This window comes from Saccharopolyspora sp. NPDC050642, from assembly GCF_040654735.1.
GTDB classification, from domain to species: domain Bacteria; phylum Actinomycetota; class Actinomycetes; order Mycobacteriales; family Pseudonocardiaceae; genus Saccharopolyspora; species Saccharopolyspora elongata.
The window spans coordinates 39472-62204 of sequence record NZ_JBFAIN010000020.1 but is presented as its reverse complement, the minus strand read 5'-3'; the positions used below and the strand labels follow the sequence as shown (position 1 = coordinate 62204).

The following is a 22733-nucleotide window of genomic DNA, read 5'->3' as shown; positions in this document are numbered from 1 at the left end:
ACCTACCCCATTTAACACTCAGGGTTACGCATCAGTCACGAAGAGTCACTCTTACGGCCGTTCGGCTCTTCGGCTGCTACAGCGAACAGTCCACCAACACGGGCTCGGGTGCCAGCGAAACGCCGAAGGCCACGCGTACCCCGTCCCGAACTTCACGCGCTAGAAGTAGCAGGTCGCGGGTCGTCGCGGCGCCGCGGTTGGTCAGCGCGAGGGTGTGCTTGGTGGACAGCCCCACCCGTCCGCCGGGGCCGGGGTGACCCTTGGCGAACCCGGCGCGCTCGATCAGCCACGCCGCGGACAGCTTGGTCCGGTCGCCGTCCGCCGGGTACTGCGGGATCCGCTGGTCCGGGCCGATCTCGGCGACGATCCGGGACAGCACCTCGGGCAGGTCGTCGGCCTCGACGATCGGGTTCGTGAAGAACGAACCGGCGCTCCAGGTGTCGTGGTCGGCCGGGTCGAGCACCATGCCCTTGCCGCGCCGCAGCGCCAGCACCGCTTCGCGGGCGGCGGCCACGTCGACCTGCCCGCCGGGCTCCACGCCGAGCGTGCGCGCGAGCTCGGCGTACCGGATCGGGGCCGACCGGCCGCCGTCGCGCAGCAGGAACCGGGCGCGCAGCACCACGGCCGTGTCGCTGTGCTTGAGCACGCTGGTCCGGTAGGCCAGCCCGAGCTCGTCGGCCGGGACCGTGCGCACGCGCCCGGTGGCGCGGTCCAGCAGGTCGACCGAGACCAGCAGCTCGGACACCTCGACGCCGTAGGCGCCGACGTTCTGCACCGGCGTCGCCCCGGTCAGGCCGGGGATGCCGGACAGGCATTCGAGCCCGCCCAGGCCCTGGCGGACCGTGTCGGCGACCACCTCGTCCCAGTCCTCGCCAGCCTCCGCCGTGAGCTGGACCAGCCCGTCGCCGACGCTGTCGTACTGGCGCCCCTTGGTGGCGATCCGCACCACATGCCCGGCGAAGCCCTCGTCCGCGACCACGACGTTCGAGCCGCCGCCCAGCACCAGCAGCCGCTGCCCGGCCGAATCCGCCGCCCGCACCGCGGCGGTCAGCTCGTCTGGGTGGTGCGCGACCACCAGGTCGGCCGCCGGGCCACCCAGCCGCAGCGTGGTGTAGCCGGCCAGCGACCGGCCGTCGGCGCCGTGCCCGACGGCGGTCCCGGCTGGGCGCGGATCCGACGGCCGAGTGTTGTCGCGCACTTCTTCGGCACCGGACATGGAGGGATTCACGGTTGCCAAAGGTAGCCTCCGCTGCATGGCACGCCGCATCGAGCACCGGAGCACCTCCGAGTGGCCCGCCGCCCGGGTGTACGAGGCGCTGATCGACAAGGACTACCTCACCGACCGGTTGGCGGAGATCGGCGGCGCCAGCGCGGCGCTGGTCCAGCACGTCAACACCGAGGACGGCGCGCGGTTCCAGCTGCGCCAGGGCGTGCACGCCGACTCGCTGCCGTCGGTGGCCCGCACGGTGGTCGGCGGGGACCTGACGATCGACCGCAGCGAATCGTGGCGGCGCGAGGAGGACGGGCACTACACCGGCGAGATCGCCGCCGAGGTCGCCGGCGCGCCCTGCTCGATCACCGGCTCGATGTGGCTGCGCGACCTGGCCGAACCGGCCGGAGCCGCGGTCAGCGAGTTCGTGGTGTCCGGGAGCGTGCGGGTGAACGTGCCGTTCCTGGGCGGCAAGCTGGAAGATCTGGTCGTCGACCAGGTGCAGAAGCTGCTGTCCGACGAGGAGCGCTTCACGACCGAGTGGCTGGCCCGCCGGGGATGAACTCGGCCCCGAAGAAGCGGGCGCCCCGGCTCGCCGCCGGTCGGGCCCGCGCCCTGGGCATGCCCACGCGCGGCACCACCAACCCGAACCGGCTGCGGCGCATCGACCGGTGGATCGCCGGCACGCAGTGGGTCGCCGACGCGCTGCGCAACGCGGCGGAGCCGGTCGTCATCGACCTCGGCTACGGCGCCACCCCGGTGACCACCGTGGAGCTGGCGGCCCGGCTGCGGCCGCTGCGCCCGGACGCGCGGGTGGTGGGCCTGGAGATCGACCCGGACCGGGTGGCGGCCGGCAAGCTCGTCGCCGATCCGCCCGCGCTGGAGTTCCGCCGCGGCGGGTTCGAGCTGGCCGGACTGGCCGCCGGGGTGCGCGACTTCCCGGGGCCCGCGCTGGTGCGGGCGTTGAACGTGCTGCGCCAGTACACCGAACCCGAGGCGTGGAAGGCGTGGGAGGAGCTGTGCTCCCGGCTGGCGCCCGACGGGTTGCTGGTGGAGGGCACCTGCGACGAGATCGGTCGGCGCTGCTGCTGGGTGACGCTGGACCGGGGCGGGCCGCGGACGCTGACGCTGGCCTGCCTGCCCGCCGACATCGAGCGGCCGTCGGACCTCGCCGAGCGGCTGCCGAAGACCTTGATCCACCGCAACGTGCCGGGCGAGAAGGTGCACGCGATGCTGGCCGAACTCGACGTGTGCTGGGCGAAGGCAGCCCCGATGGCCCCGTTCGGGCCGCGCGCCCGGTGGGCTCAGGCCGCGCAGTCGTTCGCGGAGCTGGGCTGGCCGGTGCTGGACCGGCGACGCCGGTGGCGGCTGGGCGAGCTCACCGTCGACTGGTCCGCGGTGGCGCCCTGAGCCGACGCGGTCGAGCGGGGTCCTGCCGAGGATGGATTCCGCGCACGCGCCCGGCTGCACAAGGACTTCCGCTGATCTCGCGGCCCGCCGGTGCCCGCGACGACGTCCGGATTCCTATTGTGGAGGCATGGCTAGCGACTTCTTGCACCGCGCATTCCGGGACCAGGCCGCTGCCTTCCGCAGCGCCGTGCTCCAGGCCGGACCGAACGCCGAGGTCTCGACCTGCCCCGGCTGGGACGTCCGCAAGCTGGTCCAGCACCTCGGGCAGGCCTACGGGAGGGCGGAGCTCTCCCTGCACCTGGAGCCGGGCAGCGAGCGCCCCGAGGACCTGCGGCCGCCGGCCGAGTTCGACGACGTGGTCGCCTGGTGGGACGAGCGGCTGGCGATCCTACTCCAGACACTGTCCACAATGGATCAGGACCGGCCCGTGCGGTCGCTCTTCCCCGGCGGCACCCCGAAGACCTGGACCCGGCGGATGGCGCACGAGACGGCGATCCACCGGCTCGACGCGGAGCACGCGCTCGCCGGGCTCGGCCCGGACCACGTGCACGACCTGATCTTCGACCCGGAGCTGGCGGCCGACGGCATCGACGAGTTCCTGACCGTGCTGCTGCCCCTGGGCGACTGGGCGGAGCAGGAGAGCGAGGGCAAGGTGCTCTTCCACGCTCCGGACGCGGGTCGCGCGTGGCTGGTCGAGTACCGGCCGGCCCGGCCGCCGCTGGCCGGGGCGCCGACCGACGCGGCGCTGGAGGTCGACGCGACGGTCGCGGGCACCGCGGACGCGGTGTTCCGGCGGGTCTGGGGCCGCCCGAGCACTGCCGTGGTCACCGGCGACGCCGCCCTCGCGGCCCTCGCCGCCGGGCGCTGACTACACACGGCGCTCACGCGGCGACAGTCGCGGCGGATTCGTCGGCCCCCTCCGCCTCGCCGATGCGGTCAACCCTCTTGAGCAGCGTCAACGTCAGCACCAGCAGCAAAGCGGCGAGGCATCCGCTGACGATCGCCACGGCCTGCAGGCCCGACGTGAAGCCCTCGCGCACAACGTCCGCGAGCGCGTCCCCACCGGGGAGGCGCTCGGCGATGGCGAGCCCACCGCCCAGGTTCCCGGCGACCTCGGCGACCAGATCGCCCGGAACCCCCTCGGGCGCCGACGTCCGCACCTGGTCGCGGTAGACGGCGGCCATGACGCTGCCGGTCGCCGCGACCCCGAAGGCCAGGCCGAGTTCGTAGCTGGTCTGCCCGACCGCGGACGCCTGGCCCGCCTTCTCCGGCGGGGCGGCGCCGACCGCGATGTTGGTGCCCAGCACGGTGATCGGCGCCAGCCCCGACATCATCGCGGTCACGCCGACCACCGCGGGCAGCACGCCGGAGGGGCCGGGCGGGAGCGTGGCGATCAGCGCGCAACCGACGATCGCGAGCACGGCGCCACCGGCGATCACGTGGGCCGGCCGCACCCGCCTGGCCAGCGCGGACGTCACCTGCGATCCGATCGCCAGCCCGGCGGCGGGCAGCACCATCAGCAACCCGGCAGGCAGCGGCGAAACCCCGGCGACGAGCTGGAAGTACTGCGGCACCAGGTATTCCACGCCGTTCATCGCGGCCAGGCCGACGAACAGCAGGACCAGCGCGGTGGCGAACGTCCGGTCGCCGAACAGGCGCAGGTCCAGCAGCGGGTTGTCGATCCCGCGCTGGCGGCGGACGAACAGCAGGCCGAAGACCACCGTCACCAGCAGAGCCGACAGCACCCAGCCGTCGACGCCGTACTCGCCGAAGTGCTTGATGGCGTAGACGAACGGCAGCAACGTCAGCAGGAGCAGCGGCATGCTGATCGCATCGAGTCTGCGGGCACCGGGATCGCCGGAGGCGGGAACCGCGATCGGCACGACGACGAACGCGAACACCATCACCGGCACCCCGATCAGGAAGACCGCGCCCCACCAGAAGCGCTCCAGCAGCACCCCGCTGAGCACCGGGCCGAGCGCGATGCCCGTCGACAGCGCGGTCACCCACATCGCGATGGCCCTGGCCCGCTGCCCGGGGTCGGCGAACATGTCGGAGATCAGCGCCAGCGTCGACGGGATGATGGCCGCGCCGGCCACCCCGAGGACCGCCCGAGCGGCGATCAGCGCGCCCGGGTCGGGCGCGAAGGCGGCGGCGATCGGCGCGACGCCGAAGACCGCGATGCCGCACAGCAGCAGCTTGCGCCTGCCGAAGCGGTCGCCGAGGTTGCCCGCGAGGACCAGCAGGCAGGCCATCGCGAAGCCGTAGCTGTCGTTGATCCACAGCAGCTCCGCGCTGGTGGGCCGCAGGTCGGCGGCCAGTTGCGGGGTGGCCAGCCACAGCACGCCGATGTCGGCGGCCAGCAGCAGGGTGGACAGCAGCAGGACGGCCAGGCCGATCCGGCGCCGAAGCCCGAACGTTCGTGAAGGCATGCGTCCCAGCCAACAGCCGCGGCGCCGGACTGTGGATGGCTGGAAGTCCGGGATCGATGTCTGCGCGTCTAAGCTGGCGGTCGTGGACGATGCGCTGTCGAGCCTGCTGCACGACGTCCGGTCCAGGGGCGCGCTCTTCGACCAGTCGATCCTCTGCCCGCCGTGGTCGCTGCGGTTCGCGGAGGAGGTCCCGCTCACCCTGCTGACGATGGTCAACGGCGAGGCCTGGGTGCTGCCGGGCGACGCCGAACCGGTTCACCTGCGCAAGCACGACGAGGCCATCGTCCTGGGCCCGAAGCCGTTCGCGGTCGCCGACTCCCCGGAGACCAGGCCGCTCGCGGCACACGTCGAGCCGCCGATGTGCGGCGCCGACCCGACCGGCTCGACAGTGCTGCTCAAGGGCACCTACCAGGTGCGGGGCAGCGTTTCGCAGCGGGTGCTGACCGCGTTGCCCCGCGTCGCCGTGATCCCCGCCGGGCCCGCCGGGTGCCCGACGCTCGACCTGATCATCGACGAGATCCGGCTGGACAAGCCCGGCCGCCAGGCGATCTTGGACCGCCTGCTCGACCTGCACCTGGTCGCCAGCCTGCGGGAATGGTTCGACCGGCCGGAATCGGGCGCACCGGCCTGGTACCGGGCGCACCACGACCCGCCGATCGGCCGCGCACTGGCGCTGATCCACGAGTCGCCGGAGCGCCCGTGGACGGTGGCACAGCTGGCCGCCGAGGCGGGCATGTCGCGGGCGGCGTTCGCGGAGCGGTTCCGCCGGCTGGTCGGCCAACCGCCCATGGCCTACCTCGCCGAGTGGCGCATCTGCCAGGCCGCCGACCTCCTGGCGCGGACCGATGCGACGGTCGACGCCATCGCCCGCCGGGTCGGGTACTCCAACGCCTACGCGCTCAGCGTCGCCTTCAAGCGCAGCCTCGGCATCCGCCCCAGCGAGCACCGGGCCGCCCTCGCCGGCTGACCGTGCTTGATTCGCCGTTCACGCCGATGGGCGAGGCGAAGAGGCCGTTCACTTCGTCCACCCGAGCCGGGCGCAGCACCCGACCAGGCGAAACGATGACTCCTAGTGGGCGTGACGCGGCTCGGCCTGTTGCCGGTACAGCCATTGCTACCTGCGATAATCACCGGCCGTGAGCCCTTCCGAACGTCGTTTCGTCATCAGCCTCGGGTGCCCGGACCGCACCGGGATCGTCGCCCGCATCGCGACCTTCATCGCCGAGCACGGCGGCTGGATCGTCGAGGCCGGCTACCACACCGACATCAACACCGGCTGGTTCTTCACCCGGCAGGAGGTCCGCGCGGACTCGCTGCCGTTCGGCATCGACGAGCTGCGCCGCCGGTTCACCGCCGTCGCCGACGAGCTCGGCAGCCGCACCGACTGGCGGGTGGCGGACACCGGCGAGCGGCGGCGCGTGGTGATCCTGGTGTCGAAGGAAGGCCACTGCCTGCACGACCTGCTCGGCCGCATCGGCTCCGGGGAGCTCGACGTCGACCTGCGCGCAGTGATCGGCAACCACCGGGACCTGGGCCCCATCACCGAGGCGCACGGCATCCCGTTCCACCACGTGCCGTTCGGCAAGGACCCGGACGCGAAGGCGGCGGCGTTCCGGGAGGTCCGGAAGCTGGTGGACGACCACGACCCGAACGCGATCGTGCTCGCCCGCTTCATGCAGGTGCTGCCGCCCGAGCTGTGCGAGGCGTGGGCCGGCCGGGCGCTGAACATCCACCACAGCTTCCTGCCGTCGTTCGCCGGCGCCCGCCCGTACCACCAGGCGTACGAGCGCGGTGTGAAGCTCATCGGCGCGACGTGCCACTACGTGACCGCGGAGCTCGACGCGGGACCGATCGTCGAGCAGGACGTGATCCGCGTGGACCACACCGACGACGTGACGGACATGGTCCGCAAGGGCCGGGACGCCGAGAAGCTCGTGCTGGCCCGGGGCCTGCGCGCGCACCTCGAAGACCGGGTCCTGGTCCACGGCCGCCGCACCGTCGTCTTCTGAGCTACTGAGGCGGGGCCGCCGGGTAGTCGGTGTAGCCCTCGGGGCCGTTCGTGTAGAGGCGGGTTTCGTCGATCTCGGCCAGCGGCGCCCCGGTGGCGATCCGGTGCGACAGGTCGGGGTTCGAGATGAAGAGCCGCCCGAAGGACACCAGGTCCGCGCGGCCCTCCTCGACCAGCGCCACCCCGGCCTCGGGCCTGGTGGGATGCCCGAACCCGGTGTTGCCGATCAGCGGTTCCGGTCCACCGTGGACGGAGGTCTCGCAGGGCCGGGTAGCGGCTGTTGTCGGTCAGGTGTAGGTACGCCAGGCCGAGGGGTTCGAGCGCGTCGACGAGCGCCCGGTACACCGGGCCGGGTCCGCCTCGACGAGCCCGGTCAGCGGATTTCCCGGCGACAGCCGGATTCCGACGCGGTGCGCGCCGATCGCGTCCGCCACCGCCTCTGCCACCTCGACGGCGAACCGGATCCGGCCGCGGCCGCCGTACCGGCCGGTTCGGATGTTGGTGTCGTCGGCGAGGAACTGGTGCAGCAGGTAGCTGTTCGCACCATGCAGCTCGACCTCGTCGAAACCCGCTGCCACGGCTTTTCGCGCAGCAGCATCGTGTTCGTCGATGGCCTGCGCGATGTCCACTGTGGTCATCTGGCGCGGTACCAGGGCTGGGACCTTGCCGTCGGCCGTGTGGAGTTCGAAGTCCGCGCGCACCGGCGACGGCGCGACCGGTCGCAGGTCGCCGAGGTTGTTGTCCGGATGGGCCAACCGGCCCGCGTGCATGAGCTGCGCGAAGATCCGGCCGCCTTCGCCGTGCACGGCGTCCGTCACCGCGCGCCAGCCCTAGACCTGTTCGGGGGAGACCAGACCGGGGCCGTGCAGCACGCTTTGACCTTGCACGCTCGGCCAAATCCCCTCGGTCACGATCAGCCCCGCGCCGGCGCGCTGCGCTACTACGAGCAGCAGGGACTGCTGACTGCCGCCCGGACTCCGGGCGGCCACCGCGAATACGACGAGTCCGATGTGGACAAGGTGGCGCTGGTGCAGCGGCTGATCGGAGCCGGCGTGTCGAGCACGAAGATGGCGGAGATCTTCCCGTGCGTCTTCGGCGGCCACTCCAAACCCACCATCGAGGTGGTCGCCGACCTCCGCCAGGAACGGGAGCGGATCGACGGGATGATCGACGACCTCGTCGCGTCCCGCGCGATCCTGGACGACATGATCACCGAAGCCCGGGTCGCCACCGGCGTGTGACTCCTGGACGTGAGCGCGAAGGCCGGCGAGAGCCGGCTCCCGCACTCACGGTTCAGCGGCCGAGGCCCTCCAGGACCTCTGCGCCCGGGAGCTGCGCCAAGAGCTCGCCCGGCGTGATGATCTTGCTTCGCCGGACGCCGCTGCCGACGACCACGGCCGGGGCCCCGGCCACCTCGGAGTCCACCAGGATCGGCCAGTCGGCAGGCAGGCCGAACGGCGTGATCCCGCCGTACTCCATGCCGGTGAGCCGCACCGCGTCGTCCATCGGCGCGAACGACGCCTTGCGCACGTCCAGCCGCCGCTTGACCACGCCGTTGACGTCGGCGCGGGTCGTGGCCAGCACCACGCACGCGGCGTAGCGCACCTCACCGGCGCGCTTGCCCGCGACCACCACGCAGTTCGCCGACAGTTCCAGCGGCGAGCCGTACTTCTCGCAGAACTCGGCTGTGTCCGCCAGATCCGGGTCGATCTCGGTCGCCCCGATCCGCTCGTCGTCGAGCTCTCGAACCGCGGCCGCGACCGGCTCGGCGAGCAGTTCGAGGCGCTCCAGCGCCGACGTGACGTCCAGCGTTCCAGCCGCCGCAGACCAATCAACACCCATGACCAGACAATACGAATCCCGCCGGAGCGGCCGGACGCGGGTTCAGCCGAGGAAGTCCACCAGCAGGCGGCGCAGCTCCCGGCGGTGCGTGAGCATCGGCGCCGGGGAGGGCAGGATCTCCAGCCGCGCGCGGGTGAAGGCCGCGGCCACCGCCTTTGCGACCTCGGCCGGGTGCAGCGGATCGTCGGTGGCGCCGACGACCAGCACCTCCGACCGGACACCGGCCAGCACGGCGGCGTCCGGCACCGGAACCTGCTCCGGCAGCTCGCGCAGCGCGTCTTCCAGTCGCAGCAGCGCCTCGGCGCGGCGTTCGACGTAGTCGCCGACCTCCACGCCCTCGGGCAGGTCTGCGGCCACGGTCTCGCGCAACGTCTCGCCGCCGGCCGCGACCGCCGCCGCGAGCCGCTCGAACGCCCAGGTCGCGGCCACCTCGCGCGGCCTGTCCAGGGCGGCGGGCAGCAGCAGCGCCAGCCGCTCGAACCGGTCCGGGTGCTCCGCGGCTATGCGCGTCAACGCGCCCGCGCCGAGCGAGACGCCGACGGCGCGGGTCGCCTCGACCTCGTCCGCCACGGCGAGGACATCCGCCGCGATCGAGCCGTAGTTCCAGTAGTCCGGCGGCGCGTCGTCGGCGCTGCCGTGGCCCGGGAGCGCCAGGACGACGCGGGTGCCCGGCAGCCCGGAGGCCGGGATGCGGGCTTCGCCTTCGGTCGCACCCAAACCGTGCACGACCAGCGTCACCGGGGCTCCGCGGCCGTGCGCCGCCCAGCGAGCCCCCACTACCAGGACCGCCCCTGGACTTCCTTCACCTTGGGCCGGACGTCGACGATGTAGACCAGCGAGGCGATCAGCCCGGCGATCCAGATGATCGTGAACGGTCCCAGCGTGCTGAAGATCAACACGAGCGCAGCGACGCCCGTGATGCCCATCCAGGCCAGCTTGTTCAGCTTGTCCACGGCGGTGAAGGCGTCCGCGCGCTGCGACGCCGCGTGCACGAAAGCGAAAACCCCGACCGGGATGCCCGCAATCCAGATGATCGTCAGGATCCAAAGCGCCAGCTCCACATGCCCACCCTACGTGGTCGCCGGCGCAGTGGGCACCCTGCCGGACCGTCAGCTCTCGCTGGACTTGCTGGTCGAGGACTTCTTCGCGGCGGTCGATTTGGCCGTGGTCTTGCGCGTGGTGGTCCGCGCGGCCGTGGTCTTCGCGGCGGGCTTGGCGGCGGGCGCCTCGGCCTCGGGCTCGGCGGCCTTCGGCTCCTCGGCGGCCGCTTCCTCGGTCTTGCCGAACGGGCGGCTGACCTTGCCGAGCACGTCGTCGGCCAGGTCGCGGACCTCGTCGACGGTGTCCTCGACCTTGCCCTGCGCGGTGCCCACCTGGTCCCAGACCTTCTTGACCTGCGGCTGGTCCTGCAGCCGGTGCAGCGTCTCCTCGCCGCGCTCGGCCAGGTAGTCGTAGAGGTTCTTCGCGGTCTGGCTGTAGGCGTCGACGCGCTTGCGCAGCTCGGCCGGGTCGAACTTGTCGCGCAGCTCGCCGAAGTCGCCGGGCAGGTCCTGGCGCGCGGCCTCGGCGCGCTCGTTGAGCTGGGTGCGGACCTTGTTGACCGCCTCCACGAGAGCCTGGGCGGCGAGGTCACCGGCGCCGAGCGCGGCGAGCAGCGGGGTGCGGGCCTGCTCGACGGCCTCGCCCAGGGCGTGCGCGGCCTGCTCGCGCACCTTGTTCACGTCGTCGGTCTTCGGGAAAGCCGGCATGGCGGTCACTCCTCGGGTTGCTCGGTGTCCCCGTCCGCCGCGGTGTCGTGCTCCCGCCGGAACGAGGCGTAGATGTCCAGAAGCACTTGTTTCTGCCGCTCGTTGAGCTCCGGGTCGGCGAGGATCGCGTCCACCACCGGCCCGCTCTCGCGGCGCTCCAAGATCCCGGCCTGCACGTAGAGCGCTTCGGCGGAGATCCGCAGCCCCTTGGCTATCTGCTGCAGGATCTCCGCGCTGGGCTTGCGCAGCCCGCGCTCCACCTGACTCAGGTAGGGGTTCGACACGCCGGCGAGTTTCGCCAGCTGCCGCAACGAGATCTGGGCGTTGTTGCGTTGCGTCCGGATGTAGCTGCCGAGGTCGCTGACCGCCTGGTTGACGGCCTTGTTGACGGCTTTGTCCACGCGTTCCATCGGGCTAGCACCTTTCCGGTCACCAACCACGATACGCATGAGTGCTAACTCTTGCAAGCACCCTGCTTGCACTCGATCGGGCCTGCCCGACGACAGCACTGCGGCCTCGCCGTCGCTGCTACCGACGGCGAGGCCGCAGACTCGATCAGCCCTGCGGGGCGCACAAGCAGAACGGGTGCCCGGCCGGGTCGGCGTAGACGCGCCAGCTCGCGCCCTGCTGGTCGGGGGGCTGCGGCAGGGGCGTCGCGCCCGCCGCGATCGCCTGCTCATGCCCCTCCGCGAGCGTCGACACCCTGATGTCCAGGTGCATCATCTGCGGCACCTCCCGGCTCGGCCAGGTCGGCGGCCGATAGCCCGGGTCCCGCTGGAAGCCCAGCCCCGCACCGCCGGCCGGGTCCGCGAGCTCAACCCAGTCGTCCTCGGTCTCCGATTCATCGATCTCCCAGCCCAGCAACCGCCCGTAGAACTCGGCCAGCGCCCGCGGGTCCGGGCAGTCGATCGCGAAGGCGACCAAACGCAAGGTCGTCGTCATCGTCATCCCTCTCGTCATCAGTTGAGGCAGCCGCGCGGAGCCGGACCGGGATCCACCGCGGCGCCGGGTCTCAGCGCCGCCGTCGCCGAGGCCCACCAGTTGGCGAAACGGTCGAGCCACGCGGGACGGAGCAGGCCCCCTTCCTTCAGCGCCCGGTCGATCTCGGCACCGCGGACGGCGCGCGCAGTCAGCTCGCGGCTGCTCTCGGAGTACCCGTACGACTCGATCTGGATCGGATTCACCGCCACACTCCAACCTGTCAAACACGTTCACCGGTTACTAACCTGTGTAGTGATTATGTTGGTTACATGAGGTCGGCACAACCCCCTATTGGCTTACGATGGTGCTCGTGAACAGCAGAGCTGTCGCTCCGGAGGTGGATCGCCCGTCGGCGCCAGAGGGCGTCGAACTCGACTTCGACCACGACATAGAGCTGGTCCTGGCCTTCCTGAACACCTGCGACGCCGAGAAGGGCACCGAGATCCTGGACGATCCCGGGCAGTGGCAGCAGTGGTGCATCGACCAGGGCCTCGGCAAGGCACCGGGCGTCGATGCGGCGCGGGAGATCCGGGACGCCATGCGCACCGCGGTGTCCTGCGGCGTCCGGCCGCGGGCGGGTTTCGAAACGGCCTGGCCGGTCCAGGTCCGGTTGCACAACGGCGTTCCGACGCTGACCGGCGGCGATGCGATCGGGAGCGTGCTGGTGGCCGCGGCCAGGCTGGTGCACACCGGGCGCTGGGACCGGATCAAGATCTGCCCGGCCGACGACTGCCTGTGGGCGTTCTACGACCGCTCCCGCAACCGCTCCCGCACCTGGTGCTCGATGCGCGTGTGCGGCAACCGCGAGAAGGCCCGCTCCTGGCGGGAACGCCACACCAGCTGACGCCCCGGTGGTTCCGCCGGAGCCCGGCGGAGCTCAGAGGAACAGCTGGGAGAGGCTGTAGATCAGCAGGCCGGCGAGGGCGCCGACCACGGTGCCGTTGATGCGGATGAACTGCAGGTCCCGGCCGACCTGGAGCTCGATCTTGCGGGACGTCTCCTGCGCGTCCCAGCGCTCCACCGTTTCCGTGATCAGCGTGGTCAGCTCGTCGCGGTAGTTGGACACCACGTACACCACGGCGCCCTCCACCCAACCGTCCACCTTGGACTGCAGCTCCGGCTCCTCGACCAGCCGGCGGCCGAGCGAACGCAGCCCTTCGCGCACCCGCACCCGCAGCTCGCTCGACGGGTCCTCGGCCGCGTCGAGCAGCATCTTCTTGGCGGTGCCCCACGCCGAGGAGACGAGGTTCTGCACCTCCGGGTGCTCCAGCACCTGCTGCTGGATCTGCTCGGCCTTGGCCATCGTCTTCGGGTCGTTCTGCAGGTCGTCGGCGAACTCCACCAGGAAGCGGTCGACGGCCTTGCGCATCGGGTGCTCCGGGTCGGTCTTGACCGCCCACGCGAACGACAGCACCTCGGCGTAGATCTTGTCGGCCACGATGGTGTCGAAGAACTTCGGCGACCAGGACGGCGCGCGCTGGCTGACCACGCGCAGCACGGTCTCGTGGTTGTCCCGCACCCAGTCGTAGGCCCGGTCGCAGATCAGGTCGACGAGCTTGTGGTGCGAGCCGTCGGCGAAGACCTGGCCGAGGATCCGGCCCAGCGGCGGCCCCCAGGGCTGGGCGAGCACCTTGCGCACGACCGCCTGCTCCAGCACGGCCTGCACGTCCTCGTCCCGCAGCACCTGCACGGCGCCGCGCACCGCCGTGGCCAGTTCCGAGGTGACCCGCTCGGCGTGGTCGGCGTCGTCGAGCCAGCCGCCGAGGCGGCGGCTGATCTTCGCGCGGCGCAGCTTGTCCCGCACCACATGCTCCGCCAGGAAGTTCGAGCCGACGAAGTCGCCGAGGTTGCGGCCGATCATGTCCTTGCGGGTCGGGATGATCGCGGTGTGCGGGATCGGCAGGCCCAGCGGCCGCCGGAACAGCGCGGTGACCGCGAACCAGTCCGCCAGCGCACCGACCATGCCCGCCTCGGCCGCGGCCCGCACGTACCCCACCCAGGCACCGGCGCCGGCGTTCTCCTGCCAGCGGGCGATCACGTAGATCAGGGTCGCGACCAGCAGGAACCCGCCGGCCACCGCCTTCATCCGCCGCAGGCCACGGCGCTTGTCACTGTCGGTATCCGCTGTCGGCTGCACATACCGATTGTGGCAGCGCTTGAAGAGCGCCGACGCGTCACGGCGATCCGGCAGCGGCTGCAGGCCCCCAGCACCCGCTGCTCACCGACCACAGCGCGAGACGACCGAGCGTCGCACCGGCAGTTTCGACTACCCTGCGGAAACGTGCGTACTCCTGCCCTCACCAGCCGGTTGCGGCCCTTCACGTCCACGATCTTCGCCGAGATCACCGAGCTCGCCCGGCGGACGGGCGCGGTCAACCTCGGGCAGGGCTTCCCGGACACCGACGGCCCCGCGGGCATGCTGCGCGTCGCGCAGGAGGCCATCGCCAACGGCGTCAACCAGTACCCGCCGGGCGCCGGCGAGCCGGACCTGCGGGCCGCGATCTCCGAGCACCGCCAGGCGCGCTACGGCATCGAGCACCGCCCCGAGGACGAGGTGCTGGTCACAGTCGGCGCGACCGAGGCGCTGACGGCCGCGATGCTCGCCCTGGTCGAGCCCGGCGACGAGGTGGTGCTCGTCGAGCCGTACTACGACTCCTACCCGGTCGCCATCGCGATGGCCGGCGGGGTGCGCCGGACCGTCGCGCTGCGGCAGGGCCCCGACCACCGCTTCGAGCTCGACGTCGAGGCGCTGCGCGCCGCCGTCGGGCCGCAGACCCGCGCCCTGGTGCTGAACTCGCCGCACAACCCGACCGGCACCGTGTTCACCGACGCCGAGCTGGCCGTGATCGCCGAGGTCTGCCGCGACAACGACGTGATCGCCATCACCGACGAGGTCTACGAGCACCTGATCTTCGACGGCCGCGAGCACCGCCCGCTGGCCACCCTGCCCGGCATGGCCGAGCGGACGCTGTCGATCTCCAGCGTCGGCAAGAGCTTCAGCGCCACCGGCTGGAAGATCGGCTGGATCTGCGGCCCGGCCGAGCTCGTCGCCGCCGTGCGCGCGGCCAAGCAGTTCATGACCTTCGTCGGCGGCGCACCGTTCCAGCCCGCCGTCGCGCACGCCCTGCGCAACGAGCTCGACTGGGTCGATCGGTTGCGCGACGACCTCCAGCGCAAGCGGGACCGGCTCGCCGGCGGGCTGACCGAGGCGGGCTTCGACGTGCTCGCCAGCGAGGGCACCTACTTCATCTGCGCCGACGTCCGGCCGCTGGGCTTCGAGGACGGCGCCGAGCTGTGCCGCTCGCTGCCGGAGCGGATCGGGCTCGCCGCGATCCCGGTGCAGGTCTTCTGCGACCACCCGGAGGACGCCAAGCACCTGGTGCGGTTCGCCTTCTGCAAGCGCGACGAGGTCCTGGACGAAGCGATCCGGCGCCTCCACAAGCTCCGCTGACGCGGCAAGTTCCGGTCATCGACCACCTCCGTATCCGAGGCAGACGAACCCGGTTTCGCCGTGCGCCGCTTGGGCTTCCGCCAGCGCCGCAGCGGCGGGGCGGCCCGCGCGGAGCGCGCGGTGCAGCGACGTCATCACGCCTGCCGTGCGCTCGTCCGGGACCGGCACGACGCTGGCGATCACCGTCGCGGTGCCGCGCCCGAGGAGCGTGGTCGCCAGGCCGCTGAGCTGGTCGCCCCGGCTGACCGCCGACCGGCCCACGTCGCAGGCCGACAGCACCACCGTGGTGGGGCCGCGGTGCAGCCGGTCCAGGTCGTAGGCGTACAGCGGCCCGTCGGCGAGATCCACGCACGACAGCAGCGGCTGGTCGTCCCGGAACCGGCCATGCGCGGCGATGTGCACGATCGCCGCCCCGTCCACAGTGGATAGGACCCGTTCCGAGATCGCCTCGGCGCCCACCAGCAGCCGCCCGCCCGCGACCGCGTGCAGACCCTCGACCTCTCGTTCTGCGTGCTCCAGGCCGGGGCCCGCGATCCACGCCGGCGCACCGGCCTGATCCGCGCTCCGCGAGTCCGATGCGCCGCGCAACCAGCACCGCAACGACGGGCTCACGGTCACGCTGCGCCCGCGGCACGCCGGTAGCGCCGCCCACGGCAGCACGTGCAGGCGCCCGGTCGGGATCACGACGAGCGACCGACCTCGTTCGAGCGCGGGCAGCACCGGCGCGAGCAGCTGCGCCTGCAGCTCCTCCGCCTCGCGGCGCGCGCTCATCTCGAAGACCGGCGCCGCGCTCGGCGCGGTGCCCACCGCCTGCCGCGCGAGCAAGTGCCGGAGCCGGGCCGCGTGGCCTTCCGCGTTCGCCTCCGGACCGAGCACGTGCAGCCGGACATCCCCATCCACAATGGACACCGCGAACAGCCGATCGTCGTGGGAGAAGAGGCTCATCAGCACGGATTCGCCGAGCTCCGCGATGACGTCGTCGATGCCTCCGGGCGCCCGGAGGCCGCTGGTGCGGCCGCGCACCAGCATCGCGCGGTGGCGCACCTGCTCCTCCAGCTCCGCGATGGTGGCCAGCGCGCGCTTCGGGTCGCGGCTGCCCTGCGCCTCCAGCACCGCGGCGCGCAGCCGCACCAGCGCGGAGTTCAGCCTCGAATCCGTCGGCGGCCGCAGCACCCGGCGGTGCAGCGCGCTGCACCGCGACCGCTCGGTCCAACGCAGGACCAGCCGCGGATCGCCGGTGCGGAGCGCGGCGCCGACCGCGATGTCGCCCAGCTCGCCCGCCAGACCGAGCGCGTGCACCCGCAGCTCGAAGGCCGCCATCCCGGCCGCCTGGCCGTCAACGGCCTGCAACCCGCCCCGGCACGCCGCGAACACCCGGTCCACATCGCCGTCCTGGTCGGCCAGCAGCGCTTCGGCCAGCCACCCCAGCGCCCGATGTTGCGGAGGCCCTGAAAGCTCGTCGCGCAGCGGGACGCACAGCGCGAAGAGCTTGCGGGACAACGGGTGCATCCCGGCGCGGGCAGCACTTCGACCGGCGATGAGCCGCAGCTCGGCCGCAGGCCCGATCCACCCGACCTCCTCACACGCGGCGGCGGCTCGCCGCGCGGCCCCGAACGCGTAGCGGGAGCACTGGCCGCCGCGCAGCTTCGCCTGCCACGCGATGGCCGTCGCCAACGCCGCCCACGCCGGGCGCCGCTGAGCTCGGAACAACTGCCGTGCGCTGCTCGCGGCCTCGGCGGCGGCAGCCGCATCGCCGGCCCGCAGCGCGCAGCCGGCCAGCGCCAGCCGGGTTTCGGCGAGCCGACCGGCCCGGCCGCAGGCGGCCAACCGGTCGGCCGCGTGCTCCATCGCCGCCCGGGCCTCGCCGCGCAACCCGGCCGCCGCCAACGCCTCCGCCCGGTCCACCAGTGCCTCCGGGTTCGACTCGACGTCCAGCCCGGCGGCCACCGCCTCCTCGAACAGCCGCAGCGCACGCGGCAGATCACCGGCCCGGAACGCGACGCAACCGCGATTGTGCAGGCAGCCCGCCGCCCGTGCGGTCCTGCCGTCCGAGGTGAAAACCCGTTCCGCGGCGGCAAGATCCGCCTCCGCCGCAGCCAACCTGTTGGTGTACAGGTTCGCCAGGCCACGCCCCAGCAACGCGTTCGCCCGCCAGCGCCGATCGTCGCCCGCCGACAGGCTCCGCAATGCCCGACTCAGCTCGGTTATCGCCTCGTGGTGCTGGTCGCTCTGGCAGTGCAGGAGGCCGCGCAGGCAGGCGGCCCGGGTCTGATCCGCGGCAGGCAGCGACGGCTCCGCCGCCACCAGCTGCGCCCAGCTCGCGCTCGTCGCGCCGCGCTCCATCTCGATCCACGCGAGCGTGAGCCGCAGCTGCGCGGCCCGCTCCGGCTGCCCGGTCCGGTTGGCCGCGGCCAACCCGAGGCGCGCGTGCCGCTGCGCCTGCCGCACCTTCCCGCGCTCGACCGCAGCGAGCGCCGCGATGTGCCGGGCGAGCACCCTCAACTCCGCGTCGCCGGTGCCCGACAGCAGTTCCTCCGCCTTGCGCATGGCCGGCTCCGGTGCCGCGCCGGCGTTGTCCCGCCACCACAGCGCCGCGGTGATCTCGTCCGGCGGTGCCACCGCCGTCCCGGCGCTCAACAGACCAGCCAATCGGCGACGGCGGGCGCCGACCGGAGCGGCCGGAACACCACGCTGATCGGGCCGCGGGGCACGTCGGCCACCCGGAACGCGCCGTGCTCGTCCAGCGGGCCCGCGCATTCCCCGGCCGGATGGCGGAGCACGACCTCGCCCGCCGGTGGGGCGTGGCCCGCCCGGTTCAGCACCATCCCGGATGCCCGGTACTGGCCGGCCACGGTCGGGACCAGGTCGATCTCCAGCACCCGGCCGGGCATCGCGAAGGTCAGCACCCGCGGCTCCGGCCGCCCGGACCGGATCCTCGTCGGCGACTCCGCCGAGTCGCCGACGAGCTCCAGCGCCGTCTGGTCCGGGTGCGGCGAGCGCCGCGCCATGGCCGAGTACGCGCCCGCCAGGGCGTGCTCCGGAATCGGGTCGCAGGACTGGAACATGTCGCGCAACCGCCACAGCTCCGACGGCATCCACCGGCTCATCCCGCCACCTCCTCCGGGACGTCGGCGGCCAGCATGAGCCGCCGCAGCTCCGCCAGGCAGCGGCTCTTCTTCGGCCCGATCGTTCCCCTCGGCATCCCCAGGGCCTGGCTGACCTGGGAATAGGTCGTCTCCGGCGCGACCGCCAGCACCCGCAGCAACTGCTGGCAGCGCTGCGGCAGCTGGGCGAACGACTGCGCCAGCCGCGAACTCGTCATGGCCCGCAGCACCTTGTGCTCCGGGTCCTCCGCGTGGTCCGGCGGCCCGAGGTCGCCGGAATCCAGCCCGACCGGCGATTCCCGCCGCCGCGCCCGGCGCAACCGCATCGACTCCCGCCGCGCGGTGGTCACCAGCCACCCGGACAGCGACTCCGGTTCGCGCAGCCGCCCCAGGTTCTCCGCCAGCAACAACCAGGTGGCCTGGTAGATGTCCTCGGCGTCCGCGTTGTTCGTCGTGAACGCCCGCGACACGCCCCAGACCACCGGCGCGTTGCGATCCACCAGTTCCTGCCACGCCTGCTGATCACCGGATGCCGCGCGGCGCAACAGCACCGCCGACGTCCGGGCCTCCCCGACCTCGTGCACGACCAAGCACCTCTCCCCGTTCGGCGATCTTCTTTTCCTCCCGCGTAATAAGAGGAAGCAGAGGTGCTCGTAGATTCACTTCGCGCCGATTACCGCTCGAACGGGTAATGCCGACGAGCAAGATCGCGTGCCTCGTTCGGATTCAGGCCGTCCCGCAACGCGTTCGCGGCGGCGGCGGCCACCTGCGGCGCGGCGAACGACGTCCCGCTCCAACGCGCGTAGCCGAATCGGCGATCGCCGCCGGGAGCCATCCGCACGAAGCTGCTCGCCACATCCACCCCGGGCGCGGCGGCATCGACCCACGGCCCGGAGTTGGAGAACTCGGCGACCGCGCCGTCGGCCCCGGTAGCTGCCACCGCGACCACCGAAGGCAGCGCCGCAGGCCAGAACGGCCTGGTCTGCGCGTGATTCCCAGCGGCGGCGACAACGACGGTGTCCGGGAAGTTGCGCAGCTCCTCGCGCAGGATCGGCGGGCACTCGTCGTCCGCGGTGTGGCAGCCAGCGGTCAGCACGACGACACCGATGCGTTCGCCGCGCGCCTCGGCCGACCGCCGCAACGAACGAAGCCCGGTCGCGACGGTGCAGTCATCGGTGAACCCGAGCGACGAAAGCACCCGGCGCGCACGGATCACCGCGCCCGGCGCGTGTTGCAGCACCACGCCGCTGACGAACGTGCCGTGGCCCGCCTGGCGGTCCTGGCCCGCGTCGCCGTCGGCGTCCAGCACCTCCGGCACTGCCTCGAACCACGGCCGGTCCTGGAACCACGGGTGCGGGTCGCACCCGGTGTCCAGCACCCCGACCACGACCGGCGGATCCCACTGCAGTGGCGGCGGTTCCGGAAGTGCCGGGCCCGCCTGCGCATCCGCCCCGGTTCCCCACATCACCGGCATCCCGTACATGATCGAGCAACCGAAGTGCACGTGGTTGGCGGCGACACCCGCCTCCCGGGCGAGATCGACGCACCTGTCCCGCTCCGCGCCCCGCAGCCGCACCCTGGCCAGCAGCAGATCGTCGTCGTGCTGCACGTCGTCGACCCAGCGGCGGTAGCGGTCGAGGACGGGATCCAAGTCGCTCGCCGGCGCGATGAGCTCGCCCCGCCGCACCAGGCATTCGCCGCTGCCGCCGGGATCGTGCAGCAGCAGATCGTGCCCGTGGGAAGCCCAGAACTCCCGGAGTTCACCGATGCTCAGCCGGATTTCGCGCTCTTGATCCACAGCGGACACTGTGCCGGGCACCCGATCTGTCCACTGCGGACACGCCGCCGCCCGCCGCCGACCTCACCCGTACGACGACGCCGGAGATCTTTCCTGCTCGCCCGATTCCGTGGAGAATGCGAGGGCGACCGCCGCACCCGTCGCGGTCGGTGCCCCGAAACCGCCACCTCAGGTGGTTGAATGCTCATACCGCGCCGATCACCCCGGCGCACCCGACGCCAGCGCCGCGCCCGGCCGCGCGGACCCGACCGACAGGCGGTGGTGACCGTGACGGGAGCCTGCGCGCAGCGCAGACCCTGGTCGCGGCTCCGCGCGCTCGCGACGCGGGCGGTGTTCATCGGCGGCCTGGGCATCGGCGGGTGGCTCGGCATCACCGGCGCCGCCGATGCCGTCGAGCTCGATCCTCCCCGGATCGAGGTGGAGCACGTCGCCGTCGACCTGGTGGCGAAGCCCGACGCCGAGCTCGACCCGGTGGCACGGCCCGTGGTCGAGCCGCCCGAACCGGCAGCACCCGCGATCGAACCACCTCGAATAGACCGCCCGGTCACGCCGATCGGCGAAGCCGACCAGCCCACCGCCATCGCCGACGACACCGACGATGTCCCGCCGGCTCCGGCGACGTTCGCGCCACCACCGCACGAGCCCGCCGCCGCGCCGACCACCGACGACCGGGCGGCTCTGCTGCCGAAGCGGTCACCGGTACCCACCACGGCCGCCCGGACCCTCCCGGAACCCCGGGCCCCGGCCGCGGCCACCCCGTCCCACATCACGCCACCGACCAGCCCGGCGCCGGAACCACCGGCGCCCCCGGCACCGGCCACATCGCTGTCCGCAGGAACGACCTCCTGGGGCGGCGGGCTGCGAGGTCAGCTGGCGATCCTGCCGACCGGCCCCGACCAGGCCGGATCGGCGAGCGCCGGCGTCGCCAACCCGGAAGACCGGCCGGCGACCGGCGTCCCGTCATTCGAACCATCTACGTCGCCCGACTGACGCTGCACCGAGCCGCTCCGGCGGCAATCCTGGGGAAACGTTCGCACCCACCAGCTCCGAGCCGGCCGTCTGCGCCCGGCCGGATCGGAATCGGGGCGCCCCGGCCTATCCCCCGGCAAAGTCGGTGACCTGCCGGAAAGCCGAGGACTGGGCCCCCGGAGCCCCGGTGCCGCAATGCCCCTGCGGCACCGGGGCGGCGCCCGCGGTCGAACCGCCCGTCGGCACGACGAGGGGCCGTGCCGACGGGCGGTCGGCTGTTCAGGCGAGCGGCGCCGTCAAGGCGGTCGGGCCGGGCCCGTCCGGCATCGACGACGCCGCCGCCGCGAGACGGCGGATCGCCTCTTCCAGCTGATCGACCGGCAACGTGTACGGGACGCGCATCCAGCGCTCCAGCGAACCGTGCACCGAGAAGCGCACTCCCGGCGCCACCCGCACGCCGTGCTGCTCCGCAGCCACCGAGAGCCTGCTGCTGACCGGTGCGCCGATGTCGCACCACAGCGAAAGGCCGCCGTCCGGGACGCGGAAACGCCAGTCCGGCAGGTGTTCGCGCAGGGCCGCGATGAGGTGGTCGCGGCGCTCGATCGACTCGGCGCGCCGGCGCTCCAGCAGCCGGTCGGCGTCCCGCAGCAGCTCCGCCAGCACCAGCTGTTCGAGGACCGGGCTGCCGAGGTCCACCGCGGCGCGGCCGACCACCGCGCGCTGCACGAAGTCTTCGGACGCGCGGATCCAGCCGAGCCGGAGCCCGCCCCAGAACGACTTGCTCGCCGACCCGACCAGCAGCGCCCGATCGGTGAACGACGCCATCGGCAGCGGCGCATCGTCACCGGTCAGGTCGATCTCGGCGAGCGTCTCGTCGATGACCGCGGTGGTGCAGGTGCGCGCCAGCTCCCGGGCGAGCCGTTCCCGGCCGACCGCATCCAGCCGGATTCCGGTCGGGTTGTGGAAGTCCGGGATCAGGTACGCCAACCGCGGCGAGGTCTGCCGCAGGCTCGCGGCCAGCAGCTCCAGGTCCCAGCCGTCCGCGACCATCGGCACCGCCACCGGGGCGACGTTGAGCCCGCGGATCGCCTCCATTGCGTTCGGGTACGTCGGGTGCTCGACGAGCACCCGCTCGCCCGGCGACACCAGCATCCGGAGCAGGAGGGCGAAGCCGTGCTGCGCGCCGCTGGTGACGAGGATCTGGTCCGGGTTGGTCGGCAGCCCCCGTTTCGCGTAGCGCTCGGCGATCTGTTCGCGCAGCTCCGGCAGCCCGTGCGGCTGGTAGCCGTGGCTGGACAGCTGCTCGGCGAACCGCAGCCGCGCCTGATCCACCGCGGCGCACAGCTCCGGCGGCGCGCTCGGCGTGGCCTGCGCGAGGTTCAGCACCTCGCTGTCCGCGGCCGGGAACCACCCGCCGTGGGATTCGTTGCCGCGATCCCGGTCCGGCAGCTTCACCCACGACCCGGCCCCGCGCCGGCTCGCCGCGAAACCTTCTTCGCGCAGCCGGTCCAGCGTGCGCGCGACCAGCGTCCGGCTGACTTCGAGGGCATCGGCGAGCTCGCGTTCCGCCGGCAGCCTGGTGCCCGGCGGCAGTCGCCCGTCCAGCGCCAGCTGCCGCAGCGCCGCGGCCAACGCCTGGGAGGACGGGCGCGCCGTACCGTGCCAGGAACCGAGCAACTCGACGAGCTTGTGGCCGTGGATGTGCGCGGACGGAGTGAACGACATGTGACCAATATAGTTCAATTGGCTATCGACTTTAAGTCCAATCACAGGCTAGAAA

General features: G+C 72.6%; 26 protein-coding genes. 9 read left to right on the top strand and 17 right to left on the bottom strand.

Going from position 1 to position 22733, the window contains the following annotated elements:
* Positions 1-76: 76 nt before the first annotated feature.
* Positions 77-1237, bottom strand: a complete 1161-nt coding sequence (locus AB0H93_RS27050; RefSeq protein ID WP_358576060.1) for a UDP-N-acetylmuramate dehydrogenase — start codon at positions 1235-1237, stop codon at positions 77-79.
* Between the two features lie 16 nt (positions 1238-1253).
* Between AB0H93_RS27050 and AB0H93_RS27045 the strand changes: the two genes are divergently transcribed.
* From AB0H93_RS27045 to AB0H93_RS27035, 3 genes are all read left to right on the top strand, one after another.
* Positions 1254-1772 (top strand): DUF2505 domain-containing protein, encoded by a 519-nt coding sequence (locus tag AB0H93_RS27045; protein ID WP_358576058.1) that lies wholly within the window; start codon positions 1254-1256, stop codon positions 1770-1772.
* Positions 1769-2620: a class I SAM-dependent methyltransferase gene (locus tag AB0H93_RS27040; RefSeq protein WP_358576172.1), complete on the top strand. Its 852-nt coding sequence runs from the start codon at positions 1769-1771 to the stop codon at positions 2618-2620. Before AB0H93_RS27045 ends, AB0H93_RS27040 begins: the two co-directional genes overlap by 4 nt.
* Positions 2621-2747: 127 nt before the next feature.
* Positions 2748-3488 carry a maleylpyruvate isomerase N-terminal domain-containing protein gene (locus AB0H93_RS27035; protein WP_358576056.1) on the top strand — a complete coding sequence of 247 codons (741 nt, stop codon included), beginning with the start codon at positions 2748-2750 and terminating at the stop codon, positions 3486-3488.
* A 13-nt stretch (positions 3489-3501) separates the two neighbouring features.
* Here the strand turns inward: AB0H93_RS27035 and AB0H93_RS27030 are convergent, their stop codons facing one another.
* On the bottom strand, positions 3502-5052 hold the full coding sequence (locus tag AB0H93_RS27030; RefSeq protein WP_358576054.1) for an MFS transporter: 1551 nt from the start codon (positions 5050-5052) through the stop codon (positions 3502-3504).
* Between the two features lie 82 nt (positions 5053-5134).
* Between AB0H93_RS27030 and AB0H93_RS27025 the strand changes: the two genes are divergently transcribed.
* Together AB0H93_RS27025 and purU are read left to right on the top strand one after the other, a co-directional pair.
* Positions 5135-6019: an AraC family transcriptional regulator gene (locus AB0H93_RS27025; protein ID WP_358576052.1), complete on the top strand. Its 885-nt coding sequence runs from the start codon at positions 5135-5137 to the stop codon at positions 6017-6019.
* A 169-nt stretch (positions 6020-6188) separates the two neighbouring features.
* Positions 6189-7061: a formyltetrahydrofolate deformylase gene (gene purU, locus AB0H93_RS27020; protein WP_358576050.1), complete on the top strand. Its 873-nt coding sequence runs from the start codon at positions 6189-6191 to the stop codon at positions 7059-7061.
* Between the two features lies 1 nt (position 7062).
* On the opposite strand, the gene AB0H93_RS27015 is transcribed toward purU, so the two are convergent.
* Together AB0H93_RS27015 and AB0H93_RS27010 are read right to left on the bottom strand one after the other, a co-directional pair.
* Positions 7063-7242 carry a hypothetical protein gene (locus AB0H93_RS27015; protein WP_358576048.1) on the bottom strand — a complete coding sequence of 60 codons (180 nt, stop codon included), beginning with the start codon at positions 7240-7242 and terminating at the stop codon, positions 7063-7065.
* Positions 7243-7347: 105 nt separating this feature from the next.
* Positions 7348-7878, bottom strand: coding sequence for a hypothetical protein (locus AB0H93_RS27010; RefSeq protein WP_358576046.1), 531 nt, complete (start codon positions 7876-7878; stop codon positions 7348-7350).
* A gap of 63 nt (positions 7879-7941) precedes the next feature.
* Between AB0H93_RS27010 and AB0H93_RS27005 the strand changes: the two genes are divergently transcribed.
* Positions 7942-8301 (top strand): MerR family transcriptional regulator, encoded by a 360-nt coding sequence (locus AB0H93_RS27005; RefSeq protein WP_358576044.1) that lies wholly within the window; start codon positions 7942-7944, stop codon positions 8299-8301.
* Positions 8302-8353: 52 nt separating this feature from the next.
* On the opposite strand, the gene AB0H93_RS27000 is transcribed toward AB0H93_RS27005, so the two are convergent.
* From AB0H93_RS27000 to AB0H93_RS26970, 7 genes are all read right to left on the bottom strand, one after another.
* Positions 8354-8902, bottom strand: coding sequence for a YbaK/EbsC family protein (locus AB0H93_RS27000; protein ID WP_358576042.1), 549 nt, complete (start codon positions 8900-8902; stop codon positions 8354-8356).
* Positions 8903-8944: 42 nt separating this feature from the next.
* The gene (locus AB0H93_RS26995; protein ID WP_358576040.1) at positions 8945-9640 is read right to left on the bottom strand and encodes an alpha/beta hydrolase; all 696 of its coding nucleotides are present in this window, start codon (positions 9638-9640) and stop codon (positions 8945-8947) included.
* A 38-nt stretch (positions 9641-9678) separates the two neighbouring features.
* Complete coding sequence (locus tag AB0H93_RS26990; RefSeq protein WP_132489869.1) at positions 9679-9963, bottom strand: DUF2516 family protein; 285 nt, start codon at positions 9961-9963, stop codon at positions 9679-9681.
* 48 nt (positions 9964-10011) lie between these two features.
* The gene (locus AB0H93_RS26985) at positions 10012-10650 is read right to left on the bottom strand and encodes a hypothetical protein (RefSeq protein WP_358576038.1); all 639 of its coding nucleotides are present in this window, start codon (positions 10648-10650) and stop codon (positions 10012-10014) included.
* Between the two features lie 5 nt (positions 10651-10655).
* Positions 10656-11060: a helix-turn-helix transcriptional regulator gene (locus AB0H93_RS26980; RefSeq protein ID WP_093269388.1), complete on the bottom strand. Its 405-nt coding sequence runs from the start codon at positions 11058-11060 to the stop codon at positions 10656-10658.
* A 145-nt stretch (positions 11061-11205) separates the two neighbouring features.
* Complete coding sequence (locus AB0H93_RS26975) at positions 11206-11598, bottom strand: VOC family protein (protein ID WP_093269578.1); 393 nt, start codon at positions 11596-11598, stop codon at positions 11206-11208.
* Positions 11599-11609: 11 nt separating this feature from the next.
* Entirely contained in the window at positions 11610-11834 is a 225-nt protein-coding gene (locus AB0H93_RS26970) for a hypothetical protein (protein ID WP_358576036.1), read from the bottom strand.
* 98 nt (positions 11835-11932) lie between these two features.
* Here AB0H93_RS26970 and AB0H93_RS26965 point away from each other — a divergent pair, with 98 nt between their 5' ends.
* Positions 11933-12475 carry a CGNR zinc finger domain-containing protein gene (locus AB0H93_RS26965; protein ID WP_358576034.1) on the top strand — a complete coding sequence of 181 codons (543 nt, stop codon included), beginning with the start codon at positions 11933-11935 and terminating at the stop codon, positions 12473-12475.
* Positions 12476-12508: 33 nt separating this feature from the next.
* Here the strand turns inward: AB0H93_RS26965 and AB0H93_RS26960 are convergent, their stop codons facing one another.
* Positions 12509-13717, bottom strand: a complete 1209-nt coding sequence (locus AB0H93_RS26960; RefSeq protein ID WP_358576171.1) for a DUF445 domain-containing protein — start codon at positions 13715-13717, stop codon at positions 12509-12511.
* Between the two features lie 195 nt (positions 13718-13912).
* Here AB0H93_RS26960 and AB0H93_RS26955 point away from each other — a divergent pair, with 195 nt between their 5' ends.
* The gene (locus AB0H93_RS26955; protein WP_358576032.1) at positions 13913-15082 is read left to right on the top strand and encodes a pyridoxal phosphate-dependent aminotransferase; all 1170 of its coding nucleotides are present in this window, start codon (positions 13913-13915) and stop codon (positions 15080-15082) included.
* 15 nt (positions 15083-15097) lie between these two features.
* Here the strand turns inward: AB0H93_RS26955 and AB0H93_RS26950 are convergent, their stop codons facing one another.
* The 4 genes from AB0H93_RS26950 to AB0H93_RS26935 all read right to left on the bottom strand — a co-directional run bounded on the left by AB0H93_RS26950 (position 15098) and on the right by AB0H93_RS26935 (position 19984).
* A complete protein-coding gene (locus tag AB0H93_RS26950) occupies positions 15098-17719 on the bottom strand; it encodes a CHAT domain-containing protein (protein ID WP_358576030.1) in 2622 nt (873 codons plus the stop codon).
* Complete coding sequence (locus tag AB0H93_RS26945) at positions 17716-18189, bottom strand: hypothetical protein (RefSeq protein ID WP_358576028.1); 474 nt, start codon at positions 18187-18189, stop codon at positions 17716-17718. The genes AB0H93_RS26950 and AB0H93_RS26945 overlap by 4 nt, the downstream gene beginning before the upstream one ends.
* On the bottom strand, positions 18186-18770 hold the full coding sequence (locus AB0H93_RS26940; protein ID WP_358576027.1) for a sigma-70 family RNA polymerase sigma factor: 585 nt from the start codon (positions 18768-18770) through the stop codon (positions 18186-18188). The genes AB0H93_RS26945 and AB0H93_RS26940 overlap by 4 nt, the downstream gene beginning before the upstream one ends.
* Positions 18771-18859: 89 nt before the next feature.
* On the bottom strand, positions 18860-19984 hold the full coding sequence (locus AB0H93_RS26935) for a S8/S53 family peptidase (RefSeq protein ID WP_358576025.1): 1125 nt from the start codon (positions 19982-19984) through the stop codon (positions 18860-18862).
* A gap of 267 nt (positions 19985-20251) precedes the next feature.
* Between AB0H93_RS26935 and AB0H93_RS26930 the strand changes: the two genes are divergently transcribed.
* A complete protein-coding gene (locus AB0H93_RS26930) occupies positions 20252-20974 on the top strand; it encodes a hypothetical protein (protein ID WP_358576023.1) in 723 nt (240 codons plus the stop codon).
* Positions 20975-21232: 258 nt separating this feature from the next.
* On the opposite strand, the gene AB0H93_RS26925 is transcribed toward AB0H93_RS26930, so the two are convergent.
* Positions 21233-22678 carry a PLP-dependent aminotransferase family protein gene (locus tag AB0H93_RS26925; protein WP_358576021.1) on the bottom strand — a complete coding sequence of 482 codons (1446 nt, stop codon included), beginning with the start codon at positions 22676-22678 and terminating at the stop codon, positions 21233-21235.
* Between the last annotated feature and the right edge of the window lie 55 nt (positions 22679-22733).